This window comes from Chryseobacterium edaphi (assembly GCF_025628985.1).
GTDB lineage: Bacteria > Bacteroidota > Bacteroidia > Flavobacteriales > Weeksellaceae > Chryseobacterium > Chryseobacterium edaphi.
Genome location: NZ_JAOTEM010000001.1, coordinates 76647 through 100557 on the forward strand (window position 1 = coordinate 76647; position 23911 = coordinate 100557).

39 protein-coding genes are annotated in these 23911 nt (G+C 35.6%); 31 read left to right on the forward strand and 8 right to left on the reverse strand.

Features of this window, described 5'->3' with window-relative positions:
* Positions 1 to 6 precede the first annotated feature (6 nt).
* The 8 genes from NZ698_RS00370 to NZ698_RS00405 all read left to right on the forward strand — a co-directional run bounded on the left by NZ698_RS00370 (position 7) and on the right by NZ698_RS00405 (position 3152).
* The gene (locus NZ698_RS00370; protein ID WP_263000756.1) at positions 7 to 291 is read left to right on the forward strand and encodes a hypothetical protein; all 285 of its coding nucleotides are present in this window, start codon (positions 7 to 9) and stop codon (positions 289 to 291) included.
* Between the two features lie 10 nt (positions 292 to 301).
* Entirely contained in the window at positions 302 to 517 is a 216-nt protein-coding gene (locus tag NZ698_RS00375; protein ID WP_263000758.1) for a hypothetical protein, read from the forward strand.
* Positions 517 to 693, forward strand: a complete 177-nt coding sequence (locus NZ698_RS00380) for a hypothetical protein (RefSeq protein ID WP_263000760.1) — start codon at positions 517 to 519, stop codon at positions 691 to 693. Before NZ698_RS00375 ends, NZ698_RS00380 begins: the two co-directional genes overlap by 1 nt.
* On the forward strand, positions 690 to 944 hold the full coding sequence (locus tag NZ698_RS00385) for a hypothetical protein (protein WP_263000762.1): 255 nt from the start codon (positions 690 to 692) through the stop codon (positions 942 to 944). Before NZ698_RS00380 ends, NZ698_RS00385 begins: the two co-directional genes overlap by 4 nt.
* Positions 931 to 1566 (forward strand): DUF3164 family protein, encoded by a 636-nt coding sequence (locus NZ698_RS00390; RefSeq protein WP_263000764.1) that lies wholly within the window; start codon positions 931 to 933, stop codon positions 1564 to 1566. The genes NZ698_RS00385 and NZ698_RS00390 overlap by 14 nt, the downstream gene beginning before the upstream one ends.
* A 161-nt stretch (positions 1567 to 1727) precedes the next feature.
* The gene (locus NZ698_RS00395; RefSeq protein ID WP_263000766.1) at positions 1728 to 2372 is read left to right on the forward strand and encodes a hypothetical protein; all 645 of its coding nucleotides are present in this window, start codon (positions 1728 to 1730) and stop codon (positions 2370 to 2372) included.
* Between the two features lie 4 nt (positions 2373 to 2376).
* The gene (locus NZ698_RS00400) at positions 2377 to 2838 is read left to right on the forward strand and encodes a hypothetical protein (protein ID WP_263000768.1); all 462 of its coding nucleotides are present in this window, start codon (positions 2377 to 2379) and stop codon (positions 2836 to 2838) included.
* Between the two features lie 2 nt (positions 2839 to 2840).
* Entirely contained in the window at positions 2841 to 3152 is a 312-nt protein-coding gene (locus tag NZ698_RS00405; RefSeq protein ID WP_263000770.1) for a hypothetical protein, read from the forward strand.
* Here the strand turns inward: NZ698_RS00405 and NZ698_RS00410 are convergent.
* A complete protein-coding gene (locus tag NZ698_RS00410; protein WP_263000772.1) occupies positions 3149 to 3505 on the reverse strand; it encodes a hypothetical protein in 357 nt (118 codons plus the stop codon). The two genes, NZ698_RS00405 and NZ698_RS00410, sit on opposite strands and share 4 nt — an antisense overlap.
* Before the next feature lie 22 nt (positions 3506 to 3527).
* On the opposite strand from NZ698_RS00410, the gene NZ698_RS00415 reads away from it, so the two are divergent.
* The 5 genes from NZ698_RS00415 (at position 3528) to NZ698_RS00435 (ending at position 6228) form a co-directional block, all read left to right on the forward strand.
* Complete coding sequence (locus NZ698_RS00415) at positions 3528 to 3884, forward strand: conserved phage C-terminal domain-containing protein (protein WP_263000774.1); 357 nt, start codon at positions 3528 to 3530, stop codon at positions 3882 to 3884.
* Positions 3802 to 4584 (forward strand): hypothetical protein, encoded by a 783-nt coding sequence (locus tag NZ698_RS00420; RefSeq protein ID WP_263000776.1) that lies wholly within the window; start codon positions 3802 to 3804, stop codon positions 4582 to 4584. The genes NZ698_RS00415 and NZ698_RS00420 overlap by 83 nt, the downstream gene beginning before the upstream one ends.
* A gap of 1 nt (position 4585) precedes the next feature.
* Positions 4586 to 4816: a hypothetical protein gene (locus NZ698_RS00425; protein WP_263000778.1), complete on the forward strand. Its 231-nt coding sequence runs from the start codon at positions 4586 to 4588 to the stop codon at positions 4814 to 4816.
* A gap of 636 nt (positions 4817 to 5452) precedes the next feature.
* Positions 5453 to 5671: a hypothetical protein gene (locus NZ698_RS00430; RefSeq protein WP_263000780.1), complete on the forward strand. Its 219-nt coding sequence runs from the start codon at positions 5453 to 5455 to the stop codon at positions 5669 to 5671.
* Between the two features lie 71 nt (positions 5672 to 5742).
* The gene (locus NZ698_RS00435; protein WP_263000781.1) at positions 5743 to 6228 is read left to right on the forward strand and encodes a hypothetical protein; all 486 of its coding nucleotides are present in this window, start codon (positions 5743 to 5745) and stop codon (positions 6226 to 6228) included.
* Between the two features lie 284 nt (positions 6229 to 6512).
* Here the strand turns inward: NZ698_RS00435 and NZ698_RS00440 are convergent, their stop codons facing one another.
* The 7 genes from NZ698_RS00440 to NZ698_RS00470 are packed head-to-tail and all read right to left on the reverse strand — an operon-like array spanning position 6513 to position 12455.
* Entirely contained in the window at positions 6513 to 7028 is a 516-nt protein-coding gene (locus NZ698_RS00440) for a hypothetical protein (RefSeq protein WP_263000783.1), read from the reverse strand.
* A complete protein-coding gene (locus NZ698_RS00445; RefSeq protein ID WP_263000785.1) occupies positions 7028 to 7588 on the reverse strand; it encodes a hypothetical protein in 561 nt (186 codons plus the stop codon). Before NZ698_RS00445 ends, NZ698_RS00440 begins: the two co-directional genes overlap by 1 nt.
* Position 7589: 1 nt before the next feature.
* Positions 7590 to 8630, reverse strand: a complete 1041-nt coding sequence (locus tag NZ698_RS00450) for a phage minor head protein (RefSeq protein WP_263000787.1) — start codon at positions 8628 to 8630, stop codon at positions 7590 to 7592.
* Positions 8631 to 8647: 17 nt separating this feature from the next.
* Positions 8648 to 9979 carry a phage portal protein family protein gene (locus NZ698_RS00455; protein WP_263000789.1) on the reverse strand — a complete coding sequence of 444 codons (1332 nt, stop codon included), beginning with the start codon at positions 9977 to 9979 and terminating at the stop codon, positions 8648 to 8650.
* A gap of 3 nt (positions 9980 to 9982) precedes the next feature.
* The gene (locus NZ698_RS00460; protein WP_263000791.1) at positions 9983 to 10441 is read right to left on the reverse strand and encodes a hypothetical protein; all 459 of its coding nucleotides are present in this window, start codon (positions 10439 to 10441) and stop codon (positions 9983 to 9985) included.
* Between the two features lie 3 nt (positions 10442 to 10444).
* Positions 10445 to 11980, reverse strand: a complete 1536-nt coding sequence (locus tag NZ698_RS00465) for a hypothetical protein (protein ID WP_263000793.1) — start codon at positions 11978 to 11980, stop codon at positions 10445 to 10447.
* A complete protein-coding gene (locus NZ698_RS00470; RefSeq protein WP_263000795.1) occupies positions 11973 to 12455 on the reverse strand; it encodes a DUF1804 family protein in 483 nt (160 codons plus the stop codon). The genes NZ698_RS00465 and NZ698_RS00470 overlap by 8 nt, the downstream gene beginning before the upstream one ends.
* Positions 12456 to 12590: 135 nt before the next feature.
* On the opposite strand from NZ698_RS00470, the gene NZ698_RS00475 reads away from it, so the two are divergent.
* The 18 genes from NZ698_RS00475 to NZ698_RS00560 all read left to right on the forward strand — a co-directional run bounded on the left by NZ698_RS00475 (position 12591) and on the right by NZ698_RS00560 (position 23909).
* A complete protein-coding gene (locus NZ698_RS00475) occupies positions 12591 to 12890 on the forward strand; it encodes a hypothetical protein (protein WP_263000797.1) in 300 nt (99 codons plus the stop codon).
* Positions 12891 to 12894: 4 nt separating this feature from the next.
* Complete coding sequence (locus tag NZ698_RS00480) at positions 12895 to 13863, forward strand: phage protease (RefSeq protein WP_263000799.1); 969 nt, start codon at positions 12895 to 12897, stop codon at positions 13861 to 13863.
* 3 nt (positions 13864 to 13866) lie between these two features.
* Complete coding sequence (locus tag NZ698_RS00485; RefSeq protein ID WP_263000801.1) at positions 13867 to 14826, forward strand: major capsid protein; 960 nt, start codon at positions 13867 to 13869, stop codon at positions 14824 to 14826.
* Between the two features lie 68 nt (positions 14827 to 14894).
* Positions 14895 to 15311 carry an N-acetylmuramoyl-L-alanine amidase gene (locus NZ698_RS00490; protein WP_263000803.1) on the forward strand — a complete coding sequence of 139 codons (417 nt, stop codon included), beginning with the start codon at positions 14895 to 14897 and terminating at the stop codon, positions 15309 to 15311.
* Between the two features lie 2 nt (positions 15312 to 15313).
* Positions 15314 to 15826, forward strand: coding sequence for a hypothetical protein (locus tag NZ698_RS00495; protein ID WP_263000804.1), 513 nt, complete (start codon positions 15314 to 15316; stop codon positions 15824 to 15826).
* 58 nt (positions 15827 to 15884) lie between these two features.
* The gene (locus NZ698_RS00500; RefSeq protein WP_263000806.1) at positions 15885 to 16358 is read left to right on the forward strand and encodes a hypothetical protein; all 474 of its coding nucleotides are present in this window, start codon (positions 15885 to 15887) and stop codon (positions 16356 to 16358) included.
* On the forward strand, positions 16358 to 17518 hold the full coding sequence (locus NZ698_RS00505; RefSeq protein WP_263000807.1) for a DUF2586 family protein: 1161 nt from the start codon (positions 16358 to 16360) through the stop codon (positions 17516 to 17518). Before NZ698_RS00500 ends, NZ698_RS00505 begins: the two co-directional genes overlap by 1 nt.
* A gap of 3 nt (positions 17519 to 17521) precedes the next feature.
* Positions 17522 to 17959 carry a hypothetical protein gene (locus NZ698_RS00510; protein WP_263000809.1) on the forward strand — a complete coding sequence of 146 codons (438 nt, stop codon included), beginning with the start codon at positions 17522 to 17524 and terminating at the stop codon, positions 17957 to 17959.
* Between the two features lie 17 nt (positions 17960 to 17976).
* A complete protein-coding gene (locus NZ698_RS00515) occupies positions 17977 to 18417 on the forward strand; it encodes a hypothetical protein (RefSeq protein WP_263000811.1) in 441 nt (146 codons plus the stop codon).
* A 49-nt stretch (positions 18418 to 18466) separates the two neighbouring features.
* Positions 18467 to 18592, forward strand: a complete 126-nt coding sequence (locus NZ698_RS00520) for a hypothetical protein (RefSeq protein WP_263000813.1) — start codon at positions 18467 to 18469, stop codon at positions 18590 to 18592.
* Positions 18593 to 18594: 2 nt separating this feature from the next.
* Positions 18595 to 20358 (forward strand): tape measure protein, encoded by a 1764-nt coding sequence (locus NZ698_RS00525; RefSeq protein WP_263000815.1) that lies wholly within the window; start codon positions 18595 to 18597, stop codon positions 20356 to 20358.
* Positions 20358 to 21008, forward strand: a complete 651-nt coding sequence (locus tag NZ698_RS00530) for a DUF6046 domain-containing protein (protein WP_263000816.1) — start codon at positions 20358 to 20360, stop codon at positions 21006 to 21008. The genes NZ698_RS00525 and NZ698_RS00530 overlap by 1 nt, the downstream gene beginning before the upstream one ends.
* The gene (locus NZ698_RS00535; protein ID WP_263000818.1) at positions 21008 to 22093 is read left to right on the forward strand and encodes a hypothetical protein; all 1086 of its coding nucleotides are present in this window, start codon (positions 21008 to 21010) and stop codon (positions 22091 to 22093) included. The genes NZ698_RS00530 and NZ698_RS00535 overlap by 1 nt, the downstream gene beginning before the upstream one ends.
* Positions 22068 to 22556, forward strand: a complete 489-nt coding sequence (locus tag NZ698_RS00540) for a hypothetical protein (RefSeq protein ID WP_263000819.1) — start codon at positions 22068 to 22070, stop codon at positions 22554 to 22556. Before NZ698_RS00535 ends, NZ698_RS00540 begins: the two co-directional genes overlap by 26 nt.
* 28 nt (positions 22557 to 22584) lie before the next feature.
* Entirely contained in the window at positions 22585 to 22809 is a 225-nt protein-coding gene (locus tag NZ698_RS00545; RefSeq protein WP_263000821.1) for a hypothetical protein, read from the forward strand.
* A complete protein-coding gene (locus NZ698_RS00550; RefSeq protein WP_263000823.1) occupies positions 22810 to 23097 on the forward strand; it encodes a hypothetical protein in 288 nt (95 codons plus the stop codon).
* 4 nt (positions 23098 to 23101) lie between these two features.
* On the forward strand, positions 23102 to 23641 hold the full coding sequence (locus tag NZ698_RS00555) for a phage holin family protein (RefSeq protein WP_263000825.1): 540 nt from the start codon (positions 23102 to 23104) through the stop codon (positions 23639 to 23641).
* Positions 23619 to 23909, forward strand: a complete 291-nt coding sequence (locus tag NZ698_RS00560; RefSeq protein ID WP_263000826.1) for a hypothetical protein — start codon at positions 23619 to 23621, stop codon at positions 23907 to 23909. Before NZ698_RS00555 ends, NZ698_RS00560 begins: the two co-directional genes overlap by 23 nt.
* The last annotated feature ends 2 nt before the right edge of the window (positions 23910 to 23911 follow it).

The following is a 23911-nucleotide window of genomic DNA, read 5'->3' on the forward strand; positions in this document are numbered from 1 at the left end:
AACTATATGAATAAAGAAATACTAAAAAATATATTGATCCTCGACAGCATTTATAAGCTTTTGGATTGGAAAGATAGAGTGAGAATTCATTTTCTCCTGCAAGATAAAAACACAGAAGTAACGCCAAATATCCAAATTCTGTATGACTGGTGTGTAAAATGGATGTGGTTACCGCCAAAATTAAAATACGGACAGGATCGCCTTCAGTATTTTGAGAATAGCCCTGATGAATGGGTTTTAACTGAGGAATTAAAATATATAAAGCCTGATTTACCAAAATTACATTACTAAATATTTTATTATGAAAGAAGATAAATTAAACTCAATCGCCGATAATATTTTCAAGGAAATTCTCAACAAAGGAGCCTCTGGTAAAATGACAGATTTTGTCAGTGCTTTTAATGAGGTAAAAAGTATTCTGAAGAATGAATTTTCAAAGGAATTTATGAGGGGTTATAATAAAGCAACGGATGAAAAACAAAACGCTTTAATGATCAAACAACAAAAGGAAAATTAATGTCACAATCAGAAATGTTTCCTCTAACAGCGAAAGAGCTTGAAGAAATCATCAAAGGTCTTAAAGCAAGATTAGAAGATGACAGTTATCAGGAAGAGTGGGTAAAAATCCACGATGAGCTGATGATCAAAGAAAAACAACTAAAACAATTAACAATAAACGATAATATATTATGAATTACGACGCTCACAAAACAGAATTAAAAAAAATAATCCCGGAAGCAAATGCGGTTCTTGTTTCTATGGCTGGTGATAATGACATTAATCAGGTAAAATACAATATCAAAAGAGAATTATGCCGTCATGAGTTGGGTCACTTATTCTCTTTAGGAATGTGCAACATGAAAAGATCAGGCGAAGGTATCACAGTGACTTTTGATTTGACAAAAGCTTCAATAAATAAAATTTACATCAATGAACACAGTTAATCAGCAAACAGCAAAAAATCAATTCTGGACGGATGAAAGCGGAATGCAGATTCCGTACAACCGTACCACAGCCACCGAACGGAAAAAAGAAAAAACAGCTTTTTCAGTGGCAAAAAAAGCGCAAAACGCTCACAAGATTTTAAAAGAAGTAAAAGATGCGGTTTCCACTGCAACTGATGAAATTCTGAACGACGAACGTGAAGCCAACAATGTAAAATTAGACGGAAAAGGAAATTACACTTGGTACAACTTCGACCGCTCAATCAAGATTCAGGTAGATATCAACGAAGCCATCAAATTTGATGAGATCAAAATTGCATCTGCCAAAGAAAAACTGATGAATCTGATCCGTACCAATATCTCAGGTGATGATTTTATAATTTCTCTTGTAGAAGATGCCTTCCAGACTTCCAAAGGCAAACTGGATGCAAAACGAATCCTGAGTTTACGGAAACACTCAAGCCGAATTAAAAACGGAGCCATTAAGCAAGGTTGGGAGGAGGCTATGACGTTGATTGACGAAAGTATTTCTCGACCGAAAAGCAAATCATATCATAAAATATGGTTGAAAAATGAAGAGGGCAAATATGAAGCTATTGAACTTAATTTCTCATCACTGTAATTATGGAACATTTAGCAATAGTAGGAACAGCTTGTTTTCTCGGAGGTTTTCTTTTAGGAGTAGCTGCAACATTTACCATCCTTTATAAAAGCATTAAAAAATAATCCCAAACGGTTTTAATTGGCGGTTCGAGTCCGCCAATGGGAACAAAAATAAAATTTATGAAAGCATTAATTGCCTGTGAATATTCAAGAATTGTAAGTGACGCTTTTGTTGCAAAAGGTTGGGATGTTACAAGCTGCGATATTTTGCCATCAGAAAAGCCGGGAAAACATTATCAAGGTGATGTATTCGATATCATTAATGATGGTTATGATTTGATGATAGCTTTTCCTCCGTGTACATACTTGACCGTTGCAGCAAACCGACATATTCCCAATAATCCGGATCGTTGGCAAAAGCAGGTTGAAGCACTTACATTTTTTTATAATCTGCTTAATTCAAATATAAAATATATAGGCATTGAAAATCCTGTAGGAGTAGTTTCGACATACATACGAAAGCCTGATCAAATTATTCACCCTTATTATTTCGGTGATAATATCCCAAAAAAAACCTGTCTTTGGTTAAAAAATTTACCGCCTCTTACTTACGCAATGCATGATAATCTATTTGAGACTAAAACCGCTGTTGAACCTGAATACGTTTACTACAACTCTAAAACAACCAAATCGGGAAAAAGTAAATACAGTGTTTTATGGAAATTAGGAAAAGGACACGGTCACGAAAGATCAAAATTTCATCAAGGTATAGCTACCGCAATGGCTGAGCAATGGACGGAATATATTTTAAACAATAAAAATTAGAGATATGAACCCAAAAGAAGAATTAAAACAACTTTTTGCCGATCGAAAACCCATAGATGTGGCAATTGAAATTAACGGTTATACAGGTTTCAGAACCACGTTAATTGATGAACTGACAGAGCAGGAAGCAATGAAATTACTTTCCATTCACGTCCCGAAAGAGAAATCTGTAGAAGAGGAAAACAACGCTTTAAAACACGAGCTTCTGCGTAACGGATGGATTTCTAAAATTTTAAAAATTGCTGAAGAAACCGGAATCAAGGAAAAAGGAAGATTTGAAAAATTCAACGGTTGGATGTACGTTTCAAGCAAGTTTAAAAAGCATTTAAACGCTCATTCAATTGAGGAGCTGCAAGAAGTTCACCGACAGCTCCATGCTGTAAAGACCAACAATGCAAGAAGCGCAAACCGACCAATGACAAAGGCATGGTGGGATAAGGCAGAGAAAAATGTAAAACTTAATTAAAAATGCTCAAGAAAAGAAAATCACCGCTTGACGTTCTTTTTCCTGAACGTGACAATATCAGAATGTATCACATAAACAAACCAAAAACAGTGGAACAAATAACACGTATTCCAGTCTCAGGATTGGCACTTGATAAAGTTGTAATGATTGACAATCACAGTTATCAATACAAAGGTCAGCAAACCATAAAAAAGCAGGGAATTAAGAAGACAATTTATCTTTTTAAAGGAGTAAGCACTTCGACAGATAGAGAGTTTACAGTCAATAAAGCCCCTACTTTTAAACTGGTGAATGATGTTTTAAAAATGAATTAGTTTTTATAAAATGACATAATTGTATAAAATAGAACAACGGCGGCGTTTATAGCAACTGCAACAATTTTAGCAACGTTCCAATATTTTAAAAGCCTTTCTTTTTTTGCTTTTTCCTGATATGGCATTCCACCGGACTCTTGCAAAGCAATAATTCCATCCAAAGAAATATAAAATGTTGTTATTTTGGTATAGACACTATATGTAAAACCATCTTTTTCCATTTTTCTATATGCTGCAAAAAGACTATCATTTTGTTCTTTATCGAACTGAGGCAAATCAGAACAAGATTTATTCCAGTCTTCAGAAATTAGCAAATGTCTTAAAGCTGCATCTAAATATTTATGATCAATCATAGTAAAAGTTTTATCAAATGTAATGAATACAAACGAAATTGAAATTTTAAACTTCTTAAATGAAGTTACAGGCTCGAAGTTCAGGGAGATTAAAAGTAATATCTCGAAGATAACATCACTTTTAAAACAGGACTTCACCAAAGAGCAGATTATTGAAGTGATCCAACTGAAAGTAGTTCAGTGGAAGAATAACCCGAAAATGGCAATGTATCTCAGACCAAGCACTTTATTTTTAGAAAGCAATTTTGAGAATTACATCAATGAAATCGAAAGAATAAAGCAAAATCCGACAATGTATGCCAAATACTTCAAAACAATTAACAACATCAAAACAAGCGCAGCCGACGACGTTGATGATCTTGAAGCAATGTTCGGATAAAAAAAAGGCATTTAACGAGATTGCAAAAATAGAGCAGTCACTCACCGTAACAGAAAGTCTAAAAAACGGTGAGTTGCTTGCGTCTCAAGGTTCAAAAATCGACATCATTGTTGAGATCATAAAAATTATAGAGTTTTATCTTGAAGTCACCGGAAAGAAGCTTGAAAATTATCAGATAAGAATTTTGGCGGGTGATCTCTATAAAAAGTTTATACATGATACACTTGAAGATTTGATATTGATGTTTCAGATGATCCGAACAGGAGATTTGGGAAAACCACATTACACAGATAATTTTCACGAGAAAATAATGTCATATGTGCCTCTGTTTTTCGATTTCAAGTCAGCCGAAAGAGAAAGGCTCATTAAGGTAAGAAAGCGGAAGCAAAACCCACCGGAACCGCAAGGAATGTCAGATGAAGCCTACGAAAAATTTACAGAGTTGCAGAATCGGATCAGCACACCTGTAAAAAAATCAAAAGAGGTTTTCAGCGTGAAAAGTATTTTGTCAAGCGTTGACAATTATCTCGATTCTCTTCCGGAAAGCTGCAAAAAACTTTCAGATAGTGATTTGAGCTACGAGATAAAAAGAACTGAATACAACAATAAAACTGCATGGGAAATTTTGCTGCAGGAAAAAGAGAGACGGAAAAATGATAAATCTAACAGTAAACGAAAAGACAATAAAGATGAAGATTGAAATGATAATACTACAACAGGAAGTTTTTGAGTTTCTGTCAAAACAAGGCTACGAGGTTAAAAGTTGGCTTTGGGAATATGAAGATGAAACTTTTCCCAACGGAGTAACTTTACATGAAAGTTGGACTTTTACTGCTACTAAAGAAGGTGATGATCAGTGTGAAGAAACTATTTATACTGAAGTTTTTGATAAGGAGGTGAAGCAATTATTAAAACAATTAGATAAAATTTAACATACTCCTGCAAGACCGATGGATGTTACTATTGATGTAACTACTATTAAACATAAGGGCTAAGTTATAATAAATTGTTTTGGTAATATAAAATATTGTTATATTTTTGATGAAGATAATGATTCATTCATTCACTAAAAAAAAAGAAAACCACCTCACAGTAGGAGGTGGGAAAAAAGCTAAAAAATTTGTTTCAATTGATAAATTAGCGATGCGACCAACAGTGCTAATTCAAACAAAAGAATCAATGCTTTAACAATTTTAGTCGTTCTCTTTTTCATAAGCAAACGGTTAAAGTGTTAATATTCAAAGCTCAAGGATTCAAGACAGTTCAAACGTTTCGAGTTTTCTTGAGCTTTTCTATTCCAAAGATACTAAAGAGTTTTTACATTTTTAAATGGTAAATGCAAACTTGTATCGTTGGTAATACCTAAATTTTGTTCGAAACTTTCTACAACCTCCTATTCATCGATGTTTATAATGTTAGAAAAAAAATAGACATTATTTTTTTTATGATTATTTAAGATTTTGATTCACATTTAAACTTCATAATATATAAAAAATATCTAAAAAACGGTTTCCCGTAATGCAGGTATTTTTTTTGGTTCTACTTTTACAATACTAAATAATTATTATATGACAGAAATACAATTCAAAGGAAAAAAAGGAGTCTTCAAAGCTCTTATGGGCTTCATTATTAGTGAAAACAGCATTAAGCGGACGATTACTTTTAATTTAAAAGTTGTAAAGCCGAATTTTGAACAGATATTGGTTATTACGCCAATCGGTTCTGAAGAGATTTCAAAAGAAGATTGTAAAAAAATATTTGATTTTGTTTCCGAATCAAATAAGTAGTTGATTTTTTGAGGCGTGTACCGACGGGTTCACGCCTTTTTTTATATCTTTGATTTTGTAAAAATGCTACAATGAAAAATATATTTCTACTACTTTTATTCTCAGGTTTTGCTTTAGGGCAGAATGTTGAACTCATACAAAAGTTTGATAACGGAGACGAAAATACACCAACATTCTTTGCGACAAAAATTATCCCTGAGTATAAACTGATAAAAACAAAAAAAATCGATTCAGTATATGGAGACCAAATTTATTTCATTTATCTTCCAAAAAAAACTTCAGACGAAAATATTACGCTTTACTTGCAAAACAATTTAGATAGTGAAGCTGTAACTCTATCATATAGGGCTTATGGCTCAACACTCAAATTTAATTCTATAAAGGCTAAGTGTAGTATTATATTACCCTTTTGGATCACTGAAATTAAGCCAGATACAAAAATTGTAGAAGGTCAACGAAATAGTTTTATTTATGACAATCCTGAAATAAAAGTAAAGTACTACCTAACAACTACAGAAACGGACTATAAAAATTGTTCAGTTTCAAAAATTAAATAATGAAACCCGCATTTAAGCGGGTTTTTTCATGCCATGTAACGCCGACTTGACTTGTAACCTTTTTGAGTGTACTTTTGTCACAATGGCGTACAATCGACGTAATTATATCAAACGTGCTCAATACATTATATCGGTGTACAACCAGTATAAGCATGTCGATGTGCCTGATACAAGAATCCTCAATAACTATTTTCCCAACCATAATATTTATATCTCATATCGTCAATGGATGAATATAAAAGGAATGGTTTTTCCAAAAGTTGACGAGTCTCAATTATCGCTTTTTAATTAGTATTTAAACTCCCATTAAAAGTGAATTCAATCTCTTTAAATTCTTCATCAATCGGGCTATAATCTTCAAATTGTGTTGTATATATAATATTTCTTACTCGCAAACCAAGATCGTTATTATTTTGACTTCTGATTTTCGATCTGTTAAGAGCTTGAAAATATTCGGTTTCCCAATTCTGCAAAGTTTTATGTAATTTTTGTTCGGTGGCTAAATATTCAAGTGCTTTCTCGCGGACAGATAAAGGAGCATTTTGCCATGACTGACTGAAAGGCGCAAAGATCAACTGAATTGAAATTTGAACAACTCCCAATTGTGCGCCTCCTGAAAGATCAGAAAAGTCAGTATCGGGAAAATCGATCAAGATAGCAGGATATGTTATTGACGGTCTTTCGTCTTCACCAACTTGACCTAATTGACCTAAATCCTGATCAATGTATTTTATTTCCGGCATTTTCAAATTGATGCGTGCCTGAATGTCTAATATAAATTGTGCAAAAAAATTATTCATTATTTCATTATTTCTTGAATATCCTTATCTACCATTTTTAACAGCGAGTTTTCCAAAGTTTTAGATGGTCTTTTAGCTGTTGGGATAAATTGCCTTCTTGGAATGTTTACCCGTCTTGAATGAGCCTTTATGCTTTTTTCACCACTTTTAAACTTCATTGTTTTTTGTCGTTCCTTTCCGCTCTTTGTAAACTTTCCTGTTCCAAATTTTCCTTTAGAATATTTATTTCGCGAATGTGCCTTTACGGAAACTTTGCCTTTAAAACCTTCATTGTGAACAGTTGCATATGGCAAATCATTTCTTAGTGTCACTTCACCCACCCCGATAATTGCTCGTGTTGCAGCTCTCAATCTTCCGCTGTCAATCAATGTACTGCCTTTCTTATTTTTAGTCGGTTTCCATTTTTTAAAGTAGGTTCCCTGAAATCCCTGTGCACGAAAATTTCCGTTGACATATCGGAGCATCACATTTGCCTGTTTTTTTGGCAAAGTGTGCTGCATATAATTTTGAAGCCTGTAGGCTTTTCCTCTGATAACAGATTCTGATTCTTGTGGTGTCATACTATTCCCGATGCATTAAAACGCCTTTACGATATTGATTAATGGTCGATTCCCGACTGATACCGATCACTCTTATTTTTTCAACTTCATTATCTTTTCCTATAGTTACAATAACCGTTTTATCCTCATAATAGCGAACATGATTAGTAGTGCCTTTGTCCGGATTCATCCAACTTTCATGAGGTGATTTTATCGCTTCATTTGCTCCTGATTCACGGTTTTGAAAAATTTCCAATTCACGGGTTTTTATTTTCGTGATAGGTTCCATTCCGTACTGTGACCAAGACAACTGTTTTTCTTTTCCGTTTGCATTTTGGAAATAAGGATGTTTATCGTTGAAAATGATTTTTGAAACAGCAGAATTATTCTCGAAAACAGTTCCTTTCACATCTTCCTTCACAATGTTATAAGCTTCAGTATTGGTAAGCTTCTTTTTTGTATTTGGATTACCCGGAACAATTATACAGCGACATCCCCAATCAAGTGGCGGGCAAATACGTCTCCAGATCGGATCAGATTTCGGAGCGGTGAACTTATCTAACAGAGCGTGTTTTGGTCTTACACGTCTATCTCCTGCTGTTGAGAACTCAATCAGTTCAGAATCCATTTCATCCCACGATTGAGCCATCAAAGCCGATGAATGAGCCATATCATACTCTACCTTCAAATGTCGCTCGTTGAACATTTCCCCGGCATTGGCAACCCACTTCCTGAAGGTCTGAAAACTCTTGATATTTCCATTTTCGTCAACCATTCCATCGCGATAATACTGCATTTGAGCAAAACTCTTTGCAGCCGAAAAATGGTAAATATTTCGTTTTAAATAAGGTTCTAAAGAAGTTGGCTTTTCGCTTACTTCGATTGCTTTATTTAATTTCGCTGCTGTTTGCAAATGCAATGCTGCATTGATAGGCGTTATTCTACCTGCCAACAAATCTCTTGTAATTTGCTCGTAAATCGGGTCTAAAGGCGGATCGCCTAAATCATAAAAATCAGACAGGTCTTTAAATCCTCCGCAAACCTCGCATTCATGCGAATACATTTGGTTTAACTGCCCGATCAGCGTCGGGCTTGGTCGAAAAAATCTGCAAGTCTTGTAAAGAATTTATCTAAAAATTTAGGCTGTGAAAAATCTGCAAGATCTTCTTTTTCGGGATCTTCTTTTTTGTCGGTTTTTTCCTCCGCTTTTGGAAGTGTTGCAACTGCTGATTTTTCTTCCATCTTCTTTTTTAGCTCATCGTAATTATCGGGTTTTGGGATTCTGTAAGTATCATACCAATAATCATCACCTATAGGAACTTTCATCGAAACCTGCATATCGATCTCAATTCGTAATTTAAGTTTTGCGAGGTTGATATCAAGGTCATATTCAAAAAATCCTCCTTCAACGTCAAACCCGTATGATTTTAGAATTGTTAAAAACTTATCAGAATTAAGATAATTTTCGACAAAAATCAAATCTGAAGCTGTGATCTCGTCCTGTTGTTCACCGTGTTCCTTGGATTGAGCATAACCGGAAGATGAAGAACTCGAAGTCGTTTCGGTATTTCCCAAAATAGCAATTGCCATTTCTTCGTTACAGGCATCTTTAAAAGTCTTTTGTAGTTGTCCGTCACCATTACTTTGTTTGCCATCCAACATTTGAAATGTTGCTTGTTTCGGAATCATCATCGCCAAAGAATTCCCGGATTCATTAAGTACTTTTCGCAGTTCTTCTTTCGTCTTGGTATCGTAAGCATCGTATTCCATAATTCGGACGGGTTGACCGAAAATCTCAACATATTGAGCCCAATCACCGAAATTACCACGTTTGTAAATTGCGTATAAAGAACACGCTAAAAGCAAACCTAAATCGGTCTTTTCACCAATCACCCATGCAAAAGGAAGATCATCGATTTTATATCCATTGTCTTCTGATACTCCGTACTGACTTTTTGTGATTAAGCCTTTTTCCGGTTTTATATGTTTTCTAGGTATTTCCTCCCATTCGAACTTTTGACCGATTTTAAATTCAACTCCTGAAACGCCCCAAATAATAGACTCCAGAATCTTTTTGATAAGACCTCTTCCGGCTTTGGAACGCATCAGTTTTGACACTTCAATATTTTCTTTTCCCGACTTATCAATAAATTTTAGTTTTTTGTTTAAAACAGTATTGATTCTTTTATCGACAATTCCACGCAGAAAACCATCCATAGACCAAACGTCATGATATAAATCGTATAGTAAAGTACGGTTCGGAAAATGCACCTGTTCACCACTTATTACGGCGTTTTTTAAAGACTGAACATCTTTTCTTTGTCTGTCAGGTGAAACAACTGTTAAGTCGTGAATCAGATATGTTGGAGCAGCCGTTTCCGGTGCTTTTGGTTTCATTCTATTTTTTTCCATGGTTTAAAATCGGTTTGTTCTTTTAATATCAGATGTCCAGTAAAAATCATTGTTTTGTTGGCTTTCATCTTCAGGAGTTTCCGGATCGTCCTGTTTATATGGCCATGCAGGATTTATTGCACCGTTTCGTACTTCATACAACCAACCCGGCTCTTCTTTAGTTCCGATCATCATCATGTAATCATCTTTGAATATTGACATCTGAACATTGGGATTTGCTTTTCTGACAAGAAAATAAGCAGCAATAATTTTTACACATTTTTTAAGACTTTCGTCAACATGTGTTGCGTCCGTTGTTTTTGTGCCGAATAGAGCAGTTAAATCGTATTTAAATAGAAATCCTTTGGCAAAATCTTCAGCAGCTTGAATCTGCGTTATTTTTTCCTGTTCTGAAGCTCTTGTAATTTCTTCGATTACTTCCGGATATAGTTCGGTTTCTAAATCTTGTATTTTTACTAACATATTTTAAAGTCTGTGTTTACTTGGTTCACGTCTGAATGATTCTACAGCTCCCAAAGCTTCAGCTGCTCTTTTTTCGTCGATAATTGCGACTGCTCCTTCCACCATATCCGGACCATCTAATAACTTCGCTTTTGCGTTGGCATTTTTGAATTGAGCTTTTAATCTGATCATATGAGGATTGTCTTTCTCCTTTTCATTAAATGTCAGATGTTCTAATCTTACCAATGGTTCCAGTTTTCCCTCAATACGAGTCCATTTATCAGGCTTTTTTCTCTCATCTGGACGGATCGGCAAAATGATCCCTGTCTCCTGTGATTTTTTGTAGATAAGAGGTAATAAAACCTGCTCATAAAAAGGATTTTGGAGTGTGTTGTTTTCGATGTATATGTAGATAACTTCAACACCTGCTGCAACACAGATTTGAAAAGCTTCAAATAGATAATCAATAAATTTTGCATTGGTCATTTGGTCAACCCATGCTTTGTGAATATTATAGTCAAAAAGTTTATTAGCAATGATACCAATAGCTTTGGAAGATGATTTTTTACTTTCGCTGTTACTGGTTGCAGGATCGGCATAAATCACAACATAATCACATTGCTTTAGTTTAAAAGGCTGTTTGTCTATGATGTTTTTAAATACTTTTCCGCCATCCATTGGATTGTTGTAATATTCTTTTTGGATGGACTCATATGATGTAGTTCTTAAAGCAATGTCAATTAACGCTTCTGTGTTTTTTTGTGGCCATGTACTTTTTCCTTCATCATCCCGGATGTTGATAATTTCCCACGAATCGGCTTTCGATCCCATTTCCGTAATGCAGCAATAATCTGCGATAATGTTTCCACATGCGATAATCAATAATCCGTTAGAAATAGATCGTGTCGGGATTAAAGCTTCATCAATCCACTTTACACGCTTTTCAATAATTTCAGAATTACGGCAATCTTCGTCGGTGTCTATATCATCAATGATAATGACATCGGGTCTTATTTCGTTGTTACGTGTACCCCTCGGTGATTGTCCTGCACCCAATGCCCGGAATGCAACACCTTTCCGTGTGGTAAATTCTCCCGCCTCCCATGAGCCTATTTTCTTCTGATTTCCATAGTCGCTGATAATCCTGTTATTTCTTTCGAGAATCACCATGTAAGGCATTAATAACCTTTCAGCGTTGTCATAAGAATTTGAAACAAGAATGACATTTTTCTTTTTTCCTGTTAAAGTAAGTTTCAAAACTTCCATCATTGTCCTTCCGGATTTTGAAAGCTCACGAGCCCATGACCGCACCAAATAATATTCAGCAACGTTCATGAATTTTCTTGTAGACTTTAAATGAAAATCAGCAGGTTCGGAAGTATAGAAATTAGGAAAATAATATTTAAACCATTCCTCATCATTTGCCTCTAAACGTTTTACTCTTTTAAGTCTGTCCACGGAAGACTCTGTCAGGTCTATTGGTGTAGCGTTGTCGATATTGGCTCCAAACTCTTTCCATTCGGTCAGCCATTCTTTATCCGACTTTTTTCTTTTAGCCATTTTTCAAACGATTATTAATGTATTCGTCGAAATAGTTTTTAAATAATTTGGCATCTGGAAGGTTGATCTGTTGAATGAAAGTGATCATTTTTTTTCCTGTTTCTACAATTTCACCCAAACCGATTTCAACTTCTAAACTTTTAATATTAGAAGTTGTTTTTATCAATACATCAGCTTCAGCAGATGTAGGAATGTTTTTTTGAGGTCTTTGTATAGGCTTTCCATTCAGCAGGATTTCAGGACGGTTGGCGATATCCATATTGATTGCATCCAACTGATTGTAAAAATGAACCAATTGATTTTCACGAGTGTTTAGAAGGCTTTTTCGGAGTTCATCCCAATTGTCTTCTTTGCACCATTTACCAACGGTCTTTTCTGTGACCTTCACACGCTCAGCAACTTCTTTTAATGTGATTTTTTCATTCACATATAAAAGGCGTGCGTGTTCCTTCTGTTCTACCTTGCTTACTGCCATATATAGTATTTCTCGATACAAAATTGAAGTTTAAAGGCTTGTTTGTGAAATAGTTGTGCAATCCTTGCGTACTTAATTTCAAAGGCTTGCAGGATTTCGGAAGTTTGCTTCAGAATTAAAATACACACATACATTATGAGCTTTTATTTAAGAACAGTTACCCCGGATGGGTACGAACACAACAGAGCAATCGGGAAAAATTATTCCTATGTAAACAGAGAAACTCAATACGATGAATTCTGCAAAGCTTATGAAGCTGCGTTTGGAATTACTCATGTTGCTGATCTCGATGAAACGAGCGACAGATTTTCAAAAAAATGTCAGGGGATTGTGGTCTACAATGACGGAAGTGAGTTAGTTCCTTTATATAAAGATCATTGCAATTACATCATGACAGAAAACGGTAAAACTTTTACAAACCTGACTTATAAATAATTAAATGAGCGATAAGTTTAAAAAAATTGACAAAGAATTTTGCATTACTGATGATTCAGTCAATGTATATGGATATAGATGTCTGACAGCAGGTTTAATGCTTGATGAAGTCAAAAAAAATCCTATCGGGTACTACCTGCACGGAACTGATGAATTTCCACGAGAGGCGGGTGTTTTGGTTCGTTGGGATGATTTCAGAAAAGACGGTGACAAAGTATTTGCAAAACCATGTGTCAACTTATCGCACCCAAGAGGACAAAGAACAGCCGATGAAGTGGAATCGGGATTTTTAAACGCTGCCTCAGTTGGGAAAATTAAGGTTATAGAGGCGTCAAATGCAAAAAACTTAATGCTTCCAAAACAGGATAAAGCAACCGTAACTAAGTGGTTTCCCCGTGAGATTTCCCTTGTGGATATTCCCGGAAACTACAGTGCTTTAGCAAATCTTTATGATAAGGATGATAAAGATTTGAACCTGTCTGATCTCAAAAATTATACAATCGAAAATATGAGTAATACTCTACTTGCTGCTTCAATATATGCAGCCCTAAACCTTAAAGACGGTGACGAATCTGATGTGGTTAACGCAATTAAAGACCTTGTTGATAAGGCTGACAAAGCCGACGGATTCGAAAAGGACTTAAATGACCTGAAAGCGGAATCAGTTACAAAACAGGTTGAAGACCTGATCGCCAAAGGTACAACTGATAAGAAGTTGACGAATGAACTTGCAGCATCTTTAAAGAAAAACTTTGCTGAAAATCCAGATGGCTTGAAAGACTTGATCGACAAGATGCCTGCACAGGTTTCCATTACTGACGAAATCAACAAAGACGAAGAGCTTAAAAAGTACACAGGTAAATCTTGGGATGATCTTTATGCTTCTGAAGAGCTGCAAGGTATTATGACAAAGTTTCCTGACTTGTACGATAAGTTGAGAGCTGAAAAATACCCGAATTTAAAATCAAATTAAAATATGGCACAAAATCCAAAAGTACCACAAGAATTGTGGGCATCATATGTAGTTGAAAAGCTATGGAAAGAAAACCCACATTTAGCACTTTGCTACGATGAGTCTTCGTTTGTAAAAGGTGGTTCAGTGGTTTACATTCCACAAGCAGGAGCAAAACCTGCAACGCAAAAAAACAGGAACGTTTATCCTGCAACGGCAACTAAGAGAGCAGACACAGCTTTGGTTTATGCACTGGATGTTTGGACGACTGATCCTTCACATTTACCATTGGCTGAACAGTTAGAACTTTCATACCAAAAAACAGATTCTGTTTTAGGTGATCATGTTAACACACTTATTGAAGCTGTCGGAGACGAATTAATATACAACTGGGTGAGAGCTTTCAAACCTGCTGTAAATGGCGGTGTAACGGCTGATAATTTACCCGCAAATAAAAAAATCCCTACAAGTGGTGCAGCAACTGCCGTAAACGGTGATGATGGTCAAACTGGAACCCGTAAAGCTTTACATTACAGAGATATTCAGAAGGCTCAGGCGATGATGAATAAAGACAATGTTGCAAAAACCGAAAGATATGCAATGATTGAATCTTATATGTATCAGCAGTTTTTGGACTCATTATCTGACAATCAGATGGCAGCCTTTCAAGGTTCTGCTGATTTGGAAAAAGGTATTGTAGGAATGTTTGCAGGTTTTAAAATCTTAGACAGAAGTTCAGTTTTGGCATTTACTTCAGCAGGAACTGCTGTAATGCCGGGTGAAGCTCTTGCAGCAACTGATAATCTTGGATGTCTTTTCTGGCAAAAAAATTCAGTAACGAAAGCAATGGGAGATACTGAAATGTTTGACGACAAAGGAAACCCATTATACTATGGTGATATTTTCTCAACTCTTTTGAAAATGGGAGGCAGATGCAGACGTGAAGACTGGAAAGGCGTTTTAGTCGTGGTTCAAGCTTCATAAAATAAAATAAGATAAATATTATATAAATCGCCTGTTTTTAGGCAGGCGATTTTTATTAAAATTCAATTATGCGATCTATCAAATACTTAGTGCTGCATTGTACAGCAACACCTCAAAACACAACAATAGAAAGTATAAAAAACTATTGGAAAAATACATTAGGCTGGAAAAGTCCGGGATATCATTTTATGATCAAAGCGGACGGCGAAGTCGTAAACACTTTACCAATTGAACAAATATCCAATGGCGTTGCAGGATATAACACGCCAAGTATTCACATATCCTATATCGGAGGTGTAGATCAAAACGAAAAACCTATTGACAACAGAACAGATGCGCAAAAAGCATCACAAATCAAGCTTTTAAAAGAGCTTAGAAAGAAGTTTCCCAATGCGGAAATTAAAGGTCACAGGGATTTCCCAAAAGTCAATAAAGCATGTCCAAGTTTCGACGTTAAAGCATGGCTTAAATCAATAAATTTTTAATTATGAAACGTAAATTTTTCTTCATAATCTTTTTGTTTTTATTCATTGGAGCTGTGGTTTCCTGTACAAGCAAGAAACCACTCGATCCGGTGATCATTACCAACACAAAAGAAATCACAAAAATTGTAAGAGATACAGTTTTCAAAGTGGAAGCCGACAGCTCGTATTATGAAGCTTACATCAAGTGCGTCAACGGAAAACCCGTATTAGTCGACACACCGGAAACAAAAGCCAATTCAAAACCCGGTAAAAGTCTTAAACAACCTACAGCAAAAATTGACGGTGATAAACTCAAAGTCGACTGCAATAAAAACTTAGAAGAACTCCACGCAAAATGGGAGGAAACCTATATCAAAGAACACGAGCAAAAACCAATCTATGTACCACAATTAGTCTATAAGGATAAACCTCTAACATGGTGGCAAAACACACAACAATGGCTCGGAAGAATCTTTTTAGGTCTGATCTCGCTTGGAGTTCTCTGTTTTATTTTACGTTGGAAAAACATTATTTAAATAGTGTTTAAAAGCGTTTAAAAATCAATTTAAATAATAATTAATACTTAATCATACAATGAAAAAATTCACTGAATCTGCTCAGGACTATTTCGATAGACACCCATCGAGCAATGAATGTCATATCACTTCTGACGGTCGTGTTTTTCACGAAAAAGGTAACGCCACAAGTTTTGCCAATACACTAGACAATCAGGACATCGAATCTTTTTCGAGAAAGGTTCTTGAAAAAGAAAAATCTTTAAGTGAAGAGATTGTAAATGTAAAAAACGATAAAGTTTTAGAGGTTACAATTAATACATTGATTCCTACTAAAGAACAGGTTGCTGAACAGGTTAAACAAGTTCTTGAAAATGGGGCTGCTGACAGAGAAGCTAAAATCAAAGAATTAGAAGCTTTGGAACTCGTGACTGCAAACTACAATGAAATGAAAGCTCTTGTGAAGTTTTTCGATTTAAAAGTTGAAAATCAAAAAGCGGAAACTTTAATCACTGCATTAACAGAATTCAAAAACACTCTTAACCAACAATAATGGCACAAGGAACTGGAACGCCATCGGTAACGGCAAATGTTACCAACGGCAACCTGCAACGTCAGGTTCAGATTACCGACGGTGTTGCAGGAATTGTAGGCACGGCAAAAGTTTCCGGTAATATCGGAAGAATTGCGACTGTTTATTCATTAACGGATGCCGAAACTAAAGGATATACAGCAACGGCAGAACCTTATCTGCACCGTCATATTCTTGAATTTTTCAATGAAGTTGGCGGAAGCATGGAATTGTGGATTTTGGGAACTGAAGACACCATGAGCATGGAAAGTGCATGTACTTCAACCAATGCCAACGGAGTAAAAAAAATGTTGACTGTCTCAAAAGGTCGTGTAAATCTTGTAGGAGTTTGCAGAAATCCGGCTGTTGCATACAATGCAGGTGCAGGATTTTTGGATCAGGATGTTGCAAAAGCTTTGATTACTTCAAAAGTATTGGCTTTGCATCAGCAATCAATTAACCGACCTGTAAGATTTATTATTGAAGGTAGAGTAAATGATGAGGATGTAACGCCAATTTATCAACCTGTGACCGCTGAAAATACTTTTTCAGGTGTTGCTTTGGGTGGTACTTTAAATGATGGTTCTGCATCTGTAGGAGTTGCTTTGGGACGTGCTGTAAAATATCCTGCTCATGTAAAATTAGGTGACGGTCTTAACGGTGTTTTAAGTATTACATCTGCTTTTATTGGCAGTCGTGCAATTGATGAGATTGATCCTGTTGAACTGGATAATTTCACAAACGCCGGGTACATTCATTATCACACCCGTGAAGGTGTTTCCGGATATTTTTTCTCAGTCGATAAAATGGCAGGAAATGACGATTTCAAAATTTTAGTTCATGGTCGATTGATTGACAAAGCTCAGAGAGTTGCAACATCTTCAACTACTCCTTTTTTGGAATCGAATGTCAGAATGACGAAGGAAGGAAAAATAAACGATGCAGATGCAGTCTATTTGGAACAGACCATTAAACAGCAATTGCTTTCGCAGATGGCTGGACAAATTAGTGATGCTGATGTGATTATCAATCCCGATCAGGATTTGATAAACGGAAGTACACTTCGGGAACAGATCAAAATTATTCCATTAGGTTACATGACTTGGATCATCATTGACCTTGGACTTACTAAAACAATCTAAAAAATGAATGTAAATATTACATCTTCAGAGTGTGCATGGTCGCATTTTGAAGTAAAATTCCTTAATCGTGTTATCAAAGGTTTGCGAGGTTTTGAATCTAAAAAAACGAAGGAAGCGGAACATCTTTACGGTGCAGGTAGTGAGCCTATTGATATTACAACCGGAAATAATAAGTACGAAGGAAATATCAAAGTTTTAGGATTCGAGGGAGACGCAATGAACAAAGCTGCACAGGATGCAGGTTATGATGATCTTACCGAAGTGCCTCACGAATTAATCGTAATTACAATTTCTTACAAAAGAAGGCTTACGGACAAAATTAAAACTATCGTTACTACAGGTGTTCAGTTCACTGAAGATGGTTTTTCCATGGAACAAAACGCAAAAATGCGCGAAATCACATTGCCTTATATCGCAATGTCAAGACAAATGATTCACTAACAACAAATATTCAAAAAATGTCAACAAAAGAAAAAGAATTGCAAACTGAAAATAAATCAGAAGCACTGCAATCACTATTTGCAAAGAGAAAATCTGCTGAAGCGGATAAAGATGCTAAAGCTAAAAAATCAAAAGTATACGACCGTACTCCTTTTATTGAAAGGTTTGGCGAAAAACAGTTGGAAGACTGGAAAATTGCATACGGTGGTCGTGAACTAATTTATTTGAAAGTTGACGATAAGTTAGCGGTTTTACGTCCACCAATGGCAGATGATTTAGGTGATTATCTGACGGGTATTGGAATGGATGGAATGTCAAAAGCTGTAGTAATGATTATTGAGACTTTATGGCTTGATGGTGATTACGCTTTGATCGAAGACGAAGATTTATTTATCGCTGTATTCCTACAGATGAACAATATATTAGAATCAAAGAAAGGAGAATTTTTTCGCGCTTAGCGACAAAGGCGCAAAATCCTTTGAAAAAAGAGAAGACGGTATTGAATTTATGATCGTTTTCGGCTCCATGAAATTTGGAGCAAATGCTCTTAAAGAATGGGGCGAAGAAAAATTCTTTTACCGAACGGGAATTGCTCTCGAAATTTGGAAAAAAGAAAGCGAAAATAAAATGTAACGGTGAGTAATATTGTTGAGTTTGTTGTTAGAATGAAAGACCTTATGAGTGGTGGCTTAAATCGTTTAAGCGCTACGACAAGGTCTTCATTTACTGCAATGTCTCAACACGCTGACAGAGCAACAGGAAGAAACCGTGTATTGGGTCAAAGCTTTGATCAGATTCAAAGAAATATGCGGAATGTTGAGGCTACCATTCGAAACTCAGTAATTCCTCGTGAGATTGCAGCTGCGAGACGTGAGCTCGAAAGGCTTCAACGTCAAGCTTCAACGCATCGAGGTAATCTTGGTGGGAATTCGGGCGGTGGTTCTGGAGGAGGAGGCGGGTTTTCTATTGGCGGAATGGCTATGGGAAATATGCTCGGGAATTTCGCAACTAATGCAGCATCTGCATTTTTAGGAGCTGTTAAAGACGGAATCGGAGCTGCAATCGCCGGAAGTATGCAGAAGGAAAAAGACTTAGTAGGTCTTTCCACTTTCATTGGCGAAAAAGGAGCTAAAGATGCATACGCCAATATCAGAAAAGATGCGGAAATAACACCTTTCGATACGGCTTCACTGTTAAAAGTAAACCGTGCTTTGATTTCTTCCGGGCTAAATGCCAAAGATGCGAGGGAGGATGCAATGAACTTGGCAAATGCAATTTCAGCAACTGGAGGCGGAAACGATGAGTTGATGCGTATGGCAATCAATATGCAACAGATCAAATCACTCGGAAAAGCTTCAGCAATGGATATTAAGCAGTTCGGATATGCAGGTATCAATATTTATAAAATATTGGAAAAAGCAACCGGAAAAAGTGCAGATGAAGTCAAAAAGATGGACGTTTCTTATGATCTTCTTGCGAAATCATTGGCAATGGCACGTAGTCAAGGAGGTTTGTACGAAGGAGCTTTGGAAAAAATGGGAAAAACAATGTCCGGAAAGTGGGAACAGGTGAAGGATAGAGGCGAAAATGCTCTCACCGATATCGGTGATGCTTTTGCTCCAATAATTGTCAGAATTCTTGATGTCGCACTAAAAATGAGTGGTTATATCGCTCCATTACTTGCTAAGGCTGCTCCCTATATTGACATGATTTCGAAAGGATTGGGAATCGCAATTGATTACGTGATGAATCTTTCAAGCGGTACTGGAGGATGGACTGACTACATTATAATTGGTGTTGATTACCTGACAACAATTTGGGATATTTTAAAAGCTGCAGGAATGTCGGTATTTAAAATTTTATCAGGAATTGTACAGTGGGTTTGGAAATCAGAAATTATAAAAGATGTTTTCAGAATTATTGGTTGGTTGCTTGAAAAAGTGATAAAACCTATCATCGGATGGCTTGGTGATGCATTAGTGTGGATTTGGGAAAATGTATTAAAACCAATACTCGACGGTCTTGAAAGTGCTTATAAGTGGGTTAAAGAGTTAATAGGTTTAGGTGATAATAAATTATCAGTTGAAGTTAAAAAAACAACCGGAAAAAACCCGAACGACAAGGAACCTGATTCACCTAGCTACTTTGCGGACTTAACAAGATTCAAGGATTTAAAACCTGCAGGTGAAGATGAAAAAGAAAAGAACAAGAAAAAATCCAAGGAAAAAGGCGATATCATCGGAGGCGGTGGGACAAAGTATATCACAATCAATTTAGGAAAATTCTTTGATAACATTCAGTTTACAACCATGAATATGAAAGAAAGCGAACAGGATATTGAGAGAATATTAATGGAGTGCATGGGAAGAGTTTTATTTAACGGATCAAATAATATGTAATGACACCAACAACGGCAAACGTTTTTAATTTAGTTACTCTTTATAAAGAATATTTCGGGCGTGGTTCTTACTACGTTGATAATTCAGGTGTCGCAAAACCTGCTGAAGAAATTTTGTATTCCGGACTTCCACAAAATCCAAATCCAAGAGGCACACTACATTATGGTGGTCGTAGAGGTCAGCAGTTTAATAAAATTGGGAGTTATGGTCAGGATATTTGGTTTCCTATAGAATTAAGAGGTTATAGGGTTGATAAATCTGGAGAATTACAAGAAATAATTTTACCAATTGACATTTGTACAGTTTCTGTGAACTTGGTAAGTAACATCGTTAGCACTCCAGTGGTTGAAAGAAAAGGCACTGTAAATGAAATTGTAAGTATTGACGATTACAAATTTACAATCAGAGGTTTTTTAATTGATAAAAACAGAAAAGTACCTGATCAACAAATTTTAGATTTAGTTGATTTGAAAGAAAGTACTGAAGAGAAGTTCTTACATGGCGGTTATCCTGAACTATTTCTTGATAAAACCTGTAGAATTGTTATTCCAGACTTAGAATTTCCGGAAGTTCAGGGTAAAAATCATTGGATAAGACCATTTACAATGACTTGCAAAAGTGATTTTATTGTCGATTTAAATTTCAGATAATGGCATTTTATCTAACAAGCAATATTTCAATAGGTGGCTATTCTAATATTAAACCTAATAAAGTTTCTTGGAAAACAGATGTTAATTCATTCATTGATAGCTGCATGATTACACTTCCAAGAATAACGCACATGATCAACGAATTTCCTGATAAAACAGAAGATTTAGGCGGAACAAAAATCTATCAATTTAAAGAAGGCGACAAAGTTTCTGTATCACTGGGATATAATAAACGTTTTGAAAAGCGATTTGAAGGTTTTGTAAGAAATGTAAAAATGGGTATTCCTGTCGAATTGGAATGTGAAGGCTACGGCTATCAGTTGTATGATATCATATTCAATAAAACATATTCTACAGTTACGGTAAAACAATTATTGCAGGACGTAACAGCAGGAACGGATATAGTTTTATCACAGGAAATGGCAGATGTACCATTAAAGAATGTACGGTTTAAAAACGCAACCGGAATTCAGGTTCTTGAATATTTAAAAAAAGAATGTCAGTTATCAGTTTATTTTAATTTCAACGAACTGTATGTCGGAACACTTTACGGTAAAGTTCAGAAAAAAGTTCCTATTAGAATTGGTTGGAATACCGTTAAAGATGATGATTTTCAAAAAAGGAAAGTTGATAAAAATGTAAAAATTGTAGTTCGGGAAAAAGATAAAAAAGGAGCTGTCACAAAAACAAAAAGCAAGCTTAAAAAGACAGATGAAGAAAAGGAAAGAGAAAGAATTGCAAGAGAAAAAAAGCGTCAGGAAAACGCTATAAATAGAATTACAAGAAAATACGATGATCAGAAAGAAATTAAAATCAAAGCGGGAATCCCTTCAAAATTAGTACAGGAAATTGTGAACAGATTACAGCTTAAAGAGAATTATGCAGGCTACGAAGGAAGTATTCAGCTCTTTTTAGAGCCTTACATAAATAAAGGTATGGTTTTACAAGTTGATGGCGGTATGTTTCCTGAAAAATCTGGAGATTATTTCATCGAAAGTGTTTCCGGAGAATATGGAATGAGTGGCGGTCGGCAGACAGCACAATTAGGATTTATTTGGCATGACAACAGCGGAACAACTTCGTAGAGGATTTGATAGCTATGCAAGAAGCATGGCTCCACCTGTGAGCAATATTGCTCGTGTAAAATCTGTAGATGAAGAGGAAGGTACTTGTATTTTAATAGATGAGGATGATCAGGAGTTTTTGGATGTAAGGTTAAAACCTGTTTTATCTGAAAATAAAAGTTTTCTTCAGATTCCGAAAGTCGGAACTTTCGTTTTGGCTGTCAGAGTTGAAGATGATGACGACTGGATGGTTATCGCATGTGATGAAGTTGACAAATTTCTGTGGATCGTTGGAAATACTAAGCTGGAGCTTACAGATAAAATTTGCATGGAAGCAAATAATCAAAACCTGTTAAGTCTGATGGAAAGACTATTCACGGTTTTAGACAGAGGTTATCAAACCAACACAGGTGTAACAATTCAATTGGTTTTGCAACCACAATTTGAATTGATAAAACAAGATTTTAAAAAGCTTTTAAAATAGCTTTAAAAGTGTTTAAACAGTATTTAAAATGAGTTTAGCAGCAGGAAAACCGATTTTAAAACAAACAATTTTACAAATATTTGAGATTGAAGCTCAAGCAAATGAAAGCCCGGAACAATCCCGTGAGAGAATTGCCGAAAAGCTGACGAATGCAATTTATGATTTTGTAAAAACAGGAATGGTAAAAGTTACCGTTGCAACCACCGGAACGGCAGCAGCCCAAACCGGAACAGGAACAGGAAATATAGAATAAATGCCTTACGATATTCTCTTAGATGAAAATTTTAATCCCGTTTTAAGTAATGGCGATTTTACAATTGGTGAAAGCACATATCAGCATCAAAAGATGTTATTGTATGCCGACAAAGGACAATTTAAAGCCGATCCGTTGGTCGGAGTAGGCTCCCGAAGATTTTTGGAAACTTCGAAACAAAACGATTTTGCACGAGAAATCAGACAGCAATTTTACGCCGATGGAATGACGGTAAACAAAATAGAAATTAAGGAGAATTTTGAAATAAATATTGATGCTCAATACTGATAAAATGAGAGAACTATTATTATATAAAAAACATGCTTTTAGCTTGTTAACTGCAATTAAAAAACCTGCTGTAGCTGTTCCGGCGATTGGAATGCTCACGCTGTCAGATTGCCAATGGGGAATGTTTCTATTATTTGGCTTGATGGCATTCGATTTTTTGACCGGAGTTCTTGCTTCTTGGAATTTATGGAAAGATTCAAAGATTGAAAGTAATTTTTGGAAGTACGGTTTTTCGAGTTTAAGAATAAGAGAATCGGTTGTAAAAAGTGTAACGTATTTTCTTTTGATAATGTGTGCCTATTGGATTGAAACGACCTTCAAAATCAAAACATTTAAAGTCGAAAGTTATTCAGAGCATCAAATTACATTGACATTGTTTGCTATTGCTGTAGCATGTGCTATTGAATTTTATTCTATTTTTTTTGAAAATCTACCAAAAGCCGGATTTAGTATTGAAAGTAAGGTCAAATTGATTTTTATAAAAATAAAAACAGCTGTTAAATCAGTTAAAAATATAACTAATGACGATAACAGTCCTTCCTAATCAGTCATTATTGGATATAGCAATTCAGCACACAGGAAGTGTTTATAATGCTTTTGCTATTGCTGTAGCTAATGGGCTTCCTGTCACAGAAACTTTAACGACCGGACAATCTTTAGCAATTCCGATTTTAGATACAAATATGGATGTGTATAGCAAGTATAAAAAAAACAAAATTGAACCTGCAACTTCATTAACAAATTTAGAATTACTTCCTGAACGTGGCGGTATTGGAAAAATGAAAATAGGCAGCACTTTTAAAGCAGATTAAAA